This is a genomic window from Cypionkella sp. PAMC25878 (assembly GCF_058135695.1).
In genome coordinates, this window is sequence record NZ_CM176871.1 from 4506277 (window position 1) to 4517824 (window position 11548).

At 57.4% G+C, this 11548-nt stretch carries 9 protein-coding genes and 2 pseudogenes; 3 read left to right on the top strand and 8 right to left on the bottom strand.

Annotation, left to right across the window (positions count from 1 at the left end):
* Positions 1-17 precede the first annotated feature (17 nt).
* Positions 18-1169 (top strand): annotated as a pseudogene (locus tag ACS5RD_RS22450) (IS3 family transposase).
* Between the two features lie 175 nt (positions 1170-1344).
* Here ACS5RD_RS22450 and ACS5RD_RS22455 read toward each other — a convergent pair.
* Together ACS5RD_RS22455 and ACS5RD_RS22460 are read right to left on the bottom strand one after the other, a co-directional pair.
* A protein-coding gene (locus ACS5RD_RS22455; RefSeq protein ID WP_489927796.1) for an IS5 family transposase occupies positions 1345-2102 on the bottom strand; the annotation gives its coding sequence in 2 pieces (ribosomal slippage) (positions 1345-1784 and positions 1784-2102; 759 coding nt in all).
* A gap of 791 nt (positions 2103-2893) precedes the next feature.
* Positions 2894-3814, bottom strand: a complete 921-nt coding sequence (locus ACS5RD_RS22460) for a LysR family transcriptional regulator ArgP (RefSeq protein ID WP_489929215.1) — start codon at positions 3812-3814, stop codon at positions 2894-2896.
* A gap of 194 nt (positions 3815-4008) precedes the next feature.
* On the opposite strand from ACS5RD_RS22460, the gene ACS5RD_RS22465 reads away from it, so the two are divergent.
* Positions 4009-4962 carry a fatty acid desaturase family protein gene (locus ACS5RD_RS22465; protein WP_489929216.1) on the top strand — a complete coding sequence of 318 codons (954 nt, stop codon included), beginning with the start codon at positions 4009-4011 and terminating at the stop codon, positions 4960-4962.
* A 182-nt stretch (positions 4963-5144) separates the two neighbouring features.
* On the opposite strand, the gene ACS5RD_RS22470 is transcribed toward ACS5RD_RS22465, so the two are convergent.
* The 4 genes and pseudogenes from ACS5RD_RS22470 to ACS5RD_RS22485 all read right to left on the bottom strand — a co-directional run bounded on the left by ACS5RD_RS22470 (position 5145) and on the right by ACS5RD_RS22485 (position 9099).
* A complete protein-coding gene (locus ACS5RD_RS22470; RefSeq protein WP_489929217.1) occupies positions 5145-5444 on the bottom strand; it encodes a hypothetical protein in 300 nt (99 codons plus the stop codon).
* Positions 5445-5573: 129 nt separating this feature from the next.
* Positions 5574-6685: pseudogene (locus tag ACS5RD_RS22475) on the bottom strand (IS3 family transposase); the annotation flags it as partial.
* Between the two features lie 100 nt (positions 6686-6785).
* Complete coding sequence (locus ACS5RD_RS22480) at positions 6786-7865, bottom strand: AI-2E family transporter (protein WP_489929218.1); 1080 nt, start codon at positions 7863-7865, stop codon at positions 6786-6788.
* 4 nt (positions 7866-7869) lie between these two features.
* Entirely contained in the window at positions 7870-9099 is a 1230-nt protein-coding gene (locus tag ACS5RD_RS22485; protein ID WP_489929219.1) for an APC family permease, read from the bottom strand.
* 202 nt (positions 9100-9301) lie between these two features.
* On the opposite strand from ACS5RD_RS22485, the gene ACS5RD_RS22490 reads away from it, so the two are divergent.
* On the top strand, positions 9302-10564 hold the full coding sequence (locus ACS5RD_RS22490) for an MgtC/SapB family protein (protein ID WP_489929220.1): 1263 nt from the start codon (positions 9302-9304) through the stop codon (positions 10562-10564).
* A 138-nt stretch (positions 10565-10702) separates the two neighbouring features.
* Here ACS5RD_RS22490 and ACS5RD_RS22495 read toward each other — a convergent pair whose 3' ends face one another.
* Positions 10703-11359 (bottom strand): VIT1/CCC1 transporter family protein, encoded by a 657-nt coding sequence (locus ACS5RD_RS22495; RefSeq protein ID WP_489929221.1) that lies wholly within the window; start codon positions 11357-11359, stop codon positions 10703-10705.
* Between the two features lie 31 nt (positions 11360-11390).
* Complete coding sequence (locus ACS5RD_RS22500) at positions 11391-11540, bottom strand: hypothetical protein (protein ID WP_489929222.1); 150 nt, start codon at positions 11538-11540, stop codon at positions 11391-11393.
* Between the last annotated feature and the right edge of the window lie 8 nt (positions 11541-11548).

Genomic DNA, 11548 nt, shown 5'->3' on the forward strand with positions numbered 1-11548 from the left:
GCACGAGGAGAACAGAGATGTCGAAACGCAGGAACCATGACGCAGCCTTCAAGGCGCGTGTGGCGTTGGAGGCGTTGAAGGGTGAGCGCACGGTGTCGGAATTGGCGACCGCCTATGAGGTCCATCCGACGATGATCCATCAATGGAAAAAGGCACTTCTGGAAGGTGCCACGGGCATCTTTGAGCGCGGTAGCAAGGCGGTCGCCACCGCTGAGGTCGCCGAGGATACGGTCCGCGAGCTGCATGCCAAGATCGGAGAACTGGCGGTCGCCAACGATTTTTTGGCAAGAAAGCTCAAGCCCTGGACCGGGAAGTGAGGCGTGGCATGATCGAACGGACCCACCCCACGCTGTCGGTCGGGGCGCAGTGTCGACTGCTATCGATCTCGCGGTCGTCGTTCTACTACGCGCCGCAAGGAGAGACTGCGATGAACCTCGACTTGATGCTGCTGGCCGACAAGCAGTTTCTGGAGACGCCCTTCTATGGCGTCCGGCAAATGACATGGCACCTGCAGAATGAAGGTCATGCCGTGAACGAAAAGCGCATCCGGCGTCTGATGCGCCTTATGCGCTTGATGCCGATCTACCAAAAACCCAACACCAGCAGGCCTGCGAAGGGGCACAAGACTTACCCCCTATCTGCTGGGTGGGCTGCGGATCGACCGGCCCAACCAAGTCTGGTGCGCCGACATCACTTACCTGCCCATGCGCAAAGGCTTCCTCTATCTGGTGGCCATCATGGACTGGTTCACTCGCAAGGTGCTGGCCTGGCGCATCTCCAACACGCTGGAGGCCGACTTCTGCCTGGAGGCTTTGAACGACGCCATCCACAAGTTCGGCCCGCCCGAAATCATGAATACTGACCAGGGCAGCCAGTTCACCTCCTTCGACTGGACCGACCGCTTGAAGCGGGCAAAGACCAAAATCTCGATGGACGGCAAAGCCCGCTACCTCGACAACATCTTCATTGAACGTCTCTGGCGTTCCCTGAAGTATGAATGCGTCTACCTGCACGCCTGGGAAACCGGGTCACAGGCCAAAGCCGGCGTCGGGCGCTGGATCACCTTCTACAACCACCTGCGGCCCCACGCCGCCCATGGCGGACAACCGCCCGCCGTGGTCTACTTCAACGCAATCGAAACCGATCAGCAGAGGCAGGCAGTAGCTTAACTCACCCGGAAATCTGTCCAAGAGTTGGGGAGTAGCTCACTGTGAAGGCAAATGGGTTTGCCGAATCTCTGGGGCTACCAGCTAAGATTCAGGCCTGGTCGGATGCGATAACGGCCTTTTTTTTTGCAGAACCTCTGCAGACCAGTATATCGTTAGGGTCCAGACTCATTGATCGTCAAAGCCAGAACAAGACGGTTGCGGCGAGAGCGACGGCGGAGAGGAAGACTTTTGGGCATCTGTCGTAACGTGTTGCCACCCGCCGCCAGTCTTTGAGACGGCCAAACATGATCTCAATCCGATTGCGGCGTTTGTATCGGCGTTTATCGTATTTGACAGGCTTCGCGCGTGACTTCCGGCCGGGGATGCAAGGCGTGATCCCCTTGTTTTTCAGGGCGTCTCGGAACCAGTCGGCGTCATAACCCCGGTCAGCCAGCAGCCACGTCGCTTTGGGTAAGCTGCCCAGTAAGGCCGCAGCGCCGGTGTAATCGCTGACCTGACCTGCGGTCATGAAGAAGCGGATCGGTCGGCCGTTTTCGTCAGTGACGGCATGCAGTTTGGTATTCATGCCACCTTTGGTCCGGCCAATCAGACGACCGCGCCCCCCTTTTTCACCCCAAGGCTTGAAGCCGTGCGGTGCGCCTTGAGATAGGTCGCGTCGATCATCACCGTCTTCGGGACCGCCGCCTCGGAGGCCAACCCTTCCATCATCCGGGCAAAGACGCCCATGTCGCCCCATCGCTTCCAACGGTTGTAAAGCGTCTTCGCCGGGCCGTATTCCTTCGGCGCGTCAGACCAACGCAAGCCATTGCGATTGATGAAGATAATGCCGCTCAAGACCCGACGATCATCGACACGCGGCACCCCGTGGCTCTTGGGAAAGAAGGGTTTAAGTCGAGCCATCTGCTCGTCCGTCAGCCAGTAAAGGTTGCTCATTGCTCAGTCTCCTTGCGGAGCCTGAATCACGGCTGCGTTGCAAAATCAATAGGTCCTGACCCTAGACGAGGGCATGCTGGGTAATCAGCGCGGGCAAATCGCAGCACACACCGCAGCAACAGCGCTCAGACCGCTCTGAATAAGATTTCAGAGTGAGGCTGCCCGTATGCAAGAATGATTCCGTCGAATGCCATCCGCGCGATGCCATCTGTCCCGTTCACGTCCTCGATTGCTAAGGCACCGCAGCTTGCGAGTTCATTGAGGGCCGCGCGAATGGAAGCCCGAGACTGAGTTTGGTTCCGTCCAACAGATGATAAGTTTGCGGCAGCCATGTGCCGGCACAAGTCAGCGAGGGCCGCCTCCCCTCCAAATTCCTCAATCAGCGTGCGCAAAACCAAAACATGAACGCCGACATCCCCTGTAACAGCCGACTCGCTGTGCCTCGCTCGCGCAATATAGGGGACGGCCGCGGTAAGCGGAGCGAATTGTACAGGGCGTGAGAATCTCCAAGCGTAGAGTTGCAACATGCGTGGGAACAAAATGCGATACTCCACTTTCCAAAGATCTTTTGCAGAACTTCGACACTACGCTGACGTTACTAGCGTTGATCAATGTGGCGCGATGATGGCTGTGAAGCGGTAAGCCTTGGGCATTTTAACCGAAGGGTCGGGTCAATGCGACCTGCCAAGCTGCTAACCATGGACTGCCAGGAGTGAGACTATACGATCAACCGTACGGTGCTCTTTTCCCCTTGGCTTGTGCCAAGCCAACAGGACCAAAAATTTGGGGTTTCACTCAAGCCTAAATGCATCAGGGATAAGATGCTTGGTTGCCTCTTCAAGCACGAGATCGCCAAGGCGCGTTAGGATTTCGCTTGATTGCATACTCGCCTGCCAATGCAACGACACCCGCACTGCCTTGCCGGGACTTAACTCCACCAGCTCGCCAAGCTCGACCAAGGGTATTGCAGAGATGCTGGGTACAAGTCCCCATGCCGTCCCGTTCCTGCAGCAAGCAATGTAGCCCTCATAAGATGGCACGAAATGGGTAGACAAAGGCACGGTTTGGCCGAAGCAAAGTGTCATCCATTGGTTTTGGATATTGTCCTTACGATTGTAGGCAAGACAGGTCGATCCACGCAGAGTATCGAGCGACACCCCCTTCGAAAACTCCGCGAGAAAGAATTCGGGCGATGCTACGGCGATGTAATCCATCGATCCGAGAGAAAGCCTGCGGCACCCGTGTATCGGCGTTTCGAGGGCCGTTATCACCGCAAGCGCGTCTCCTGACTTCAGGCTCGCTTCGGTATGGTCCTGATCATCAGGAAGGACGTCTAAGCGGATCACCAGTTCCCGTGACGCTCGCTTGATCACATTTGGGAACCATGTCGCCAAGCTGTCGTTGTTCACTCCAAGGCGGATCGTTGCCGCCCCGGCAATGTCGCCCCCCACCAGCGCGCGCATGCGTTCGTCGAGTTCTTGTTGAAGAAGTGTCACTTGTTCGACATGTCGACAATACTGTATCCCGGCCTCCGTCGGCAGGCATGGGCGTCCCCTGGCGACCAGAACGACGCCGGCTTTTTCTTCCAACTGCCTGATTCGTTGACTGACCGCAGACTGGGTCACTTTCAGCGATTTGGCGGCAGCTTCAAAGCTGCCTTCTCGAACTACGGCAGAGAGAATGATGAGAGAGTCGTAGTCGATGCGCGACATTTTTCACCTTTCTGCATAAGATTCACTAATGCATGGTGCAGACTTTTACTGGAAAAATTGCAACAAACAAGGGTGGATGGCTACACTTGCATTAGCGCTCCTCATGGAGGCGGAATTTTTGAGCATCCGTCTTCCGAATTTGTGCAAATGGTTCAATAATTTGGGTATCATGAACCCGTTGGGTCGGGGGACACATGTCAGGACAATCACTGCGCAGGAAGTACATCCTGCGGTTTTTCGGAATGAAACGGTATTCGCGCATGATCGCCTGGATGATCGTTTGTGCGTATTTTGCTTTGATAGTAGCGGCCATCTGGTTTGGAAATTACCTGCTGTCGCTCACTACTAGTGTCGGGTCCGTGCTCATGATGACGGCGACCGCGATTTTCATCGGAACGCGGTTCAGAGGGTTAAACAATATCGTCCATGAGTGCTGTCATTCGTCGTTTTCGGAGAATCGCCAAGACAACGTGCTGATCGGGCGGGTATGCGCATCACTGTTGATGAAAACGTTTCGAAAGTATCGGGATGACCATCTGTCGCATCACGCAAACAACGGAGACTACGACAATGATGCGGAGTTCGCGGTCATTCAGAAGTTCCGTTTACACGATGCGCTGAATTGGCGGACCATCATTAGGCACATTACGACGCCATTAATGGGACGGCACCTGCGCGCGTACACAGGCATCAGCCTGTCGGGCGATGACGGTCGCTTCTTCGTATTTTTTAAACTGGTGCTCCTCGCTCTTATCGTGGCGTTCACTGTATTCGCTCCGGCGGCGTCTTTTACCTTCGTCATCGTCCCCCTGTTCTACATTTATCCAACGTTGAATTTTTGGACGGATTGTTTGGATCATGCGGGACTCGTGGGTGCAAATGATGAACTTGAAAGCTCGCGGAACGTCCTTGCGCCTGCCTTGGTTCGCCTGCTCTTTTTTCCTCGGAACGATTCCTATCACCTTGTTCACCACCTGTTCCCGCAGATTCCGGCGCGCCACCTCGATTTCGCTCATACTGAGCTTTGCAAAGATCCGAGCTACAGAAGTCAGCCCACCGCAGTGCGTACGCGCCTTGCGGGATTTGCGAAGCTTCAATCAGTTTTTATATGGAAGCGTCAAGAAGGCGTCGAGAATCCGCACCCCTAAAATGCGACTTTTGAAACAGATTAAAGTTACACTCTTTGAGGAAAACACGGAGTATGGCGCGACGTAGTTCAGCACAAAAGGCGAACAGGCCGATAGACGGCCTTCTTGCCGAGCGGTTGCGCGACCCCAGCTGCATGTTGATCTCGCCGTCCACTTTGACACTAGCCAGCGCGACTTAACATTTATCCGACAAGCGCTTGCCAGCAAGGCGCCGACCTTGACCGATGTCGTGCGGAGCGGGCGGCAAAACCGTCTATGCTGAGCTGATAACGGGAGACCCGATCCGAATTGCGCAAGCCACTTGCAACTGATGGAACTTGCCAATTTAGCAGCGATTCGAGCGCTAGAGCACGTTTAGACACCAGCCAGGCCGCCATATGGTGGCCGATGGCACCATCGATAGCGGTGGCAAACAAGCCGGTCAGCACCATCAGACGAGCTGATAGCTTCATGTCTTCACCCTTCAGCACTGAGTAGGTCATCACGGCAACTCCTAGGGGTGTGACCTGCCACTGAGAATTCATCCAGCTGTGACCAGAGTCCTTTCTTCATTTGATCCGCTCCCCAACGTTGGACCGCCCGAAGGCAGGGTTTTCCGGCTCCGCTCCGGGTGACGGGCTGGTGGCGCCCCCCGATTTCGTCAGCATGATCGGAACCTTGTTCCCGATCGCGCCATGTGGCCGTTCCTCGTTGTAGTATCTACGCCAAGCCTCCAACTTTTCGGCCGCATCCGCAAGCGTCAGGAACCAATGTGCGTTCAGACATTCCGCTCGGAAGCGGCCATTAAACGCCTCGATATAAACGCCTCGATAAACGCATTGTCCGTGGGCTTGCCTGGCCGAGAGAAGTCCAGGGTGACGCCGCGCTGATAGGCCCAGAGGTCCATGTCGCGCGAGACGAACTCGCTGCCTTGATCGACGCGGATCGTCTTCGGGTAGCCAACATTCCGGCAGACCCGATCCAGTGTCGCGACCACGTCTTCCCCGCGGTAGCTGAACCTTACGTCGAGCGTCGGCACATAACGCGAGAACGTGTCCACGACCGTCAATACCCGCAGTTTCTTGCCTGTCGCCAGCTGGTCGTGAACAAAGTCCATTGCCCAGACATCATTCGGCCTGACAGCCTCAGTGCGGTCGTCGCGCAGCTTCGCCTTCACCCGGCGCTTGGGCGTCTTGTTGCTGAGCTGCATGCCCAACTCCCCGTAAATGCAGTAGACTTTCTTGATGTTCACGCCCCAGCCTTCGCGGGGCCAGAAGAACATGCACGCGTCGATAGCCATAGCGCACGCGCGTTTCGCAGATCTCCTTGACCCGTTTGGCAACAGCAGCCTGATCAGTGCGGCGGGATTTGTAGTGGAACGTCGAGCCGTCGAACTTCATGGCCCCACAAGCCGTTCAGATCGACACCGCCCAATCGCTGCACATCCCGCGAACCCGTTCGCGCATCCGGTCAGGCTTCAGAGCTTTCGCCGGATAACGTCCTGCAGCATCTCGCGGTCCAGCGTCAGGTCTGCCACGATCTTCTTCAACCGGCCGTTCTCGTCTTCGAGCTGCTTCAACCGCTTCATTTCGGTCGCCAGCAGCCCGGCATACTTCTTCTTCCAATTGAAATAGGTCGCCTGGCTGATCCCAGCCTTGCGGCAAATCTCGGCAACTGGCGTGCCTTCCTCGCCCTGCTTGATGATGAACGCCTTCTGCGCGTCCGTGAACTTCGAGGCCTTCATCCGATTCCGCTCCGCTCCCAGCCAGGAAAGCGTAGCGGAAAACTCCAGATTCAAACGGCCCAGAATCTGGGGATCAGATCACTGAAGTGGCGGTGCAATTTCATTGATCTGGATGAGCATTCTTCTCAGTTGATTTTCTGGTTGATGCCTCGGACCTCATGTAGATTTCCACAACGAGCATGGTCATCGTCGCCGTGAGCGGACCTAGGATAAAGCCCGGCGCGCCAAACAGTACCAGGCCGCCTACGATGGATATAAACGCAGGAATGGTATGCAAACGAAGACGGTTGCCGACGAACATCGGCCGCAGGACATTGTCGATGCCGCCAACCACAATCCCGCCCCATGCGGCAAGAATGAGCGCGCGTGCCCAACTTCCATCCAGAATGAGCAAGAACGCTGCAGGTATCCAGACTACGAAAGCGCCAAGGACTGGCACGATTGATAGAAGACCCATAACTAACCCCCAAAGAAGAGGCGTGGGAAGACCAAGCAGCCAGAACATCAGGCCGCCCAAGCTGCCCTGAACTGCCGCAACGGCAAGTGTGCCGTAAACCGTCGCGTGTACTGTTTCCGAAACCCGCTGCAACATGTGTTGGGTCTCAGAGGGTGTCAGAGGCAGCCATGCCTGGATCATTGTCTTGGCCACAAGCCTGTCTCGCAAGAAGTAGAACAGCAGGTAGAACGTGATGAGGACCTCAAGCGCCTGAAGCAGGGAGCCCTTTATGAAAGTCGCCCCGATATTGCTGAGCCAAGTTGCTATCGATGCCATCATCGACGGCAAATCGAACTGCCGGTCGATCCAGTTTCCCACGGGTGCAAGGGTAGGATATTCGTCGAGGAGGTTCTGGAGTACACCACTTTCGACACGAACCTGAAGCGATTGGATGCCCGACGCAGCTTCCGTGATAAGGCGCTCAACCACAAATACAGCTGGAACAACCACGACGACGATGACAATGGCGGTCGACAGCAGAGCCGCGATGTTTGGATGCTTTACGACCTTTTCAACCCGCACGTGAAGCGGTGAAAACAGGATCGCCAACGTCAGCGCCCAGGTGATGGCCCCCAAGAAAGGCCAGGCGATAAGCAAGCAGAGCAGGATGCCGGAGATTGCGGCGAGCGCCAGCGCCAATTGTTTGAGGCGGTTGTTGTTTGGTGATCCGGTTTCTTGTTTCATTTGGCTATCGCACAGCCAGATCCAGAAAAAGCAATCCGATGCTTGAGACCAGTCCTGCCACGGGCACCCACGCTGGACAGACAAACACATGCAAAGGTGCCGCTGCCTCGCGGGATTTGATGCGGATCAGGGTGGTATTGATGATCGCAAAAACCACGAGGGTAAAACGGGCGGTCAGGTCAGCAAGTCCAGACAATGGGACCGCAAGGGCCAGCACCAAAATGGCGACGATGCCGAGCGTGGTCGCGACCAACGGCGTGCCGGTTATAGGGTTCAGTTGCGCCAGAGCCTTGGGAAGATTGCCTTGGGCCGCCAGCCCGTAGAGAACCCGTGAAATCATGATGATATGGACAATCACGCCGTTCAGCGTGGCCACGACCGCGATCATGCTCATCGTCTTCAGCGGCATGCCGGTAAGCCGCTCGAACACCAACGCCAACGGGGCACTGGATCTGGCAAGTTCGTCCGGCGGCACCGCAACGACGGCCACCCAAACCACCAGCGCGTAAATCAGAGCGGTCAAGCCGAGTGTCAGAAAAAGTGCCCAAGGCAGGGTGTGCGATGGGTTCTTCATCTCCTCGGCGACATTGACCAGATGCTCAAACCCGATGAATGCAAACACCGCGATCAGGGTCGTTCCGGAAAGCCCGACCCATACCCCGATGTCGCCCGACGCGGGCCATATCTCCGGCAGGCGGGTCACCACACCACTCCCCGCTCCGACGCCCGCGATGATGATCAGCACAAGCCCACCAAGCTCGATCAAGGTCATGATGCCCGCCAGCGTCACGGATTGGCGGGTGGATAGACATGCCACCAGCCCCATCGACAGCACCACGAACGTGATGATCCAGCGCGCTGGCAGATCGACGAACACGCCAAGATAGCCCGCGCTGCCAAGGCTGATCGTGGCCGCCGAGATTGTCGCTGTCAGTACAACCAGCAACCCCATGATCAAGCTTAACCACGGCCGGTTGAACGCCTTTTCGACATAGGCGGCCTCGCTGGCACTGACTGGCATGCGCGTGCCGAGTTCCGCGAACGACGCGGCGCTGAACGACATCACAAGTGCGGCCAGAACGAAGGCAAGCGGTGCGTGCATGCCGCTTCGCCCCGCAGCGATCCCGACCAGCACATAGATACCCGCGCCGATCGTCACGCCAAGGCCATAGAGTACCGCAAGCCAGAGCGTCAGCGAACGCTTGAGTTGTTGAGGCGATGCGGAATCTGACACTCTTGTCTTCCTGTATAGTTTTGAGACGAGTTTAGCTCCGCAACGAATGGCTTGAGTTGATGCAGGTTACCGTTTTCACGCGCGGTCTGCCCTGATCGAACCGCCCCGATCCGGGCTGGCGAAGTATAAATGATCCACATCAATACAAATATATCTGCGAAGTGTAGATCATTGATCTTGGACAAAGGCCACGTCGAGTTTCATGGAAAATGCACTGATCCTCCACCCTTCCATGCTGAATCTCGTCAGCGCAGTCGCCATTGGCGCATTGATCGGCGCGGAAAGAGAGCGGCGCAAGGGCGAAGGCCCGGTGCGGTCTCCCGCAGGCATTCGAACGTTTACGATCACCTCGATTGCGGGTGCCGTTGCATTCAGCCTAGGTGGTGGTGTGTTGCTTGCCGTCCTGACTGCGTGCGTTGCCGCGATGGCTGCGGTTTCTTATTGGCGTAGTCAAGATCAGGATCCGGGACTGACCACGGAGATCGTTCTCATCCTGACGGCTCTGCTGGGCGGCATGTGCATGCAAACGCCGCAGACGGCCGCGGCAATTGCGGTAACGGTGACTGTGCTTCTGTACACGAAGGCCTGGCTGCACAACCTTGTCATCAGCGTGATCTCGAAAGACGAACTGGATGACGCGCTGATCTTTGCCGCAGCGACCCTTGTCGTTTTACCTTTGGTGCCGAACCGCCAGATGGGTCCTTATTTGGCACTCAATCCACACTCGATCTGGATTGTGATCGTGCTGATCATGGCCATCAGCGCAGCGGGCTACGTCGCGGTCCGCCTGTTCGGCGCCCGGTTCGGATTGCCGCTCGCAGGGGCCATTTCGGGCTTCATCTCCAGCACAGCCACGATCGGTGCGATGGGATCGCGGGCCAAGAAATCCAAAGACCTTTTGGCGTCCTGTGTCGCGGGTGCAGTGTTGTCGACCGTCGCCACAATTGCCCAGATGGCACTGGTCGTTGCGGCCACCAGCATGCCCACTCTTTTCAGAATGTCGGGGCCCTTGCTTTTGGCCGGGGGCACTGCTGCGGCCTATGGGGCGGCCTTTACGCTTTTGGCTGCCCGCAATGCGGGTAGTAACGCGGCGCAAACCAGCGGCGTCTTCAGCCTGAAGACGGCACTTGCCTTCGGTTCGATCCTTGCGCTGATCCTTGTCATCTCGGCGGGTCTGCAAGAGCGGTTCGGCGGCGCGGGCGTGCTGCTCGCGGCCGTGGTTGCTGGACTGGTCGATACCCATGCCGCAGCCATATCGGTCGCTACGCTTGTGGCGTCGGGAAAAATCACGGCCCAAGACGCCATCCTTCCAATACTCGCAGGCCTGACCTCGAACACGCTGACCAAGATCATCATGGCTGCGGCCAGCGGTGGATGGGCTTTCGCCTTTCGGGTCGTGCCCGGTCTGGTTCTTGTTGCGCTGGCGGCTTGGGTCGGCACGTTTTCAGCACTGCTCTGGAACTGACCCGAGATGCGGCTAGGTTATCTGCGCAAATACCGACCCCTATTTTGCGGCCGCCTTACGTTGGCTTCAGTATGCGCATCAGCAGACCGTCCTCGCGCCAGAACTGGTGATACAGCGAAGCCGCGACATGCAGCGCGATCAGGCCGATGAACACCGGCTTGGCAAAGGTGTGCCACTCGCCATAGGGATCACACCATAATAGTACCCGAGCAGACCCGTGACAGGCACCGCAACTAGCAATACGTAAAACAGCCAGTGGGAAACCCTGCCTGCCAGTTCGATGGCTCGACTTGTTTCTGTCGGAGGTGGCGGAGCGCCGTTCCTGAGCCGCAGGACCAGCCGAACCGCGACCAGCGCAAGAATGGCACCCTTCAGAATACCCGCCCCTCCGGCCGAGGCACCGAGGCCGCCAAGCGCCATCAATCCGACAAGGGTCGTGCCCGCGACAATCACCGATATTTGCGCTGCAGGTGCCACTGACGCCACGATCAGCGGGATGACGGCACCGGCCGCGAAGGTCATCACCGAGACTACCGCTGCCTGAATCGGTCGGGCGGTGACCGTCTCCGAGATGCCAAGTTCATCCCGCGCATGGGCACCGAGCGCGTCTTTCTCCGTAGGCTGGACTGCGACCTGTCGAGCCAATCCGTCATCCAGCCCTCGCCCGACATAAATGCGGGTCAGTTCTTCAAGCTCCGCTGCGGGCGTGTCTTTCAGTTCCTTGGTCTCACGCGCAAGATCTGCCTGTTCTGCATCGGTCTGCGAGCTGACCGAGACATACTCACCCGCCGCCATCGACATGGCACCGGCCCGGCCAGACCGGCGATCAGGATTTAGGTCCGCCCGGACCCTGCGGCGGCCAGCCGACAACCAGACTGGCTGTCGAGACAAGGCCATCATTCGCCCCCAGCCCCGCAGCACGCAGCCAGCCGATGCGATGAACCATGTGGATTTCGGAGTGGGTCAATCTGCTCATTTCAAGTG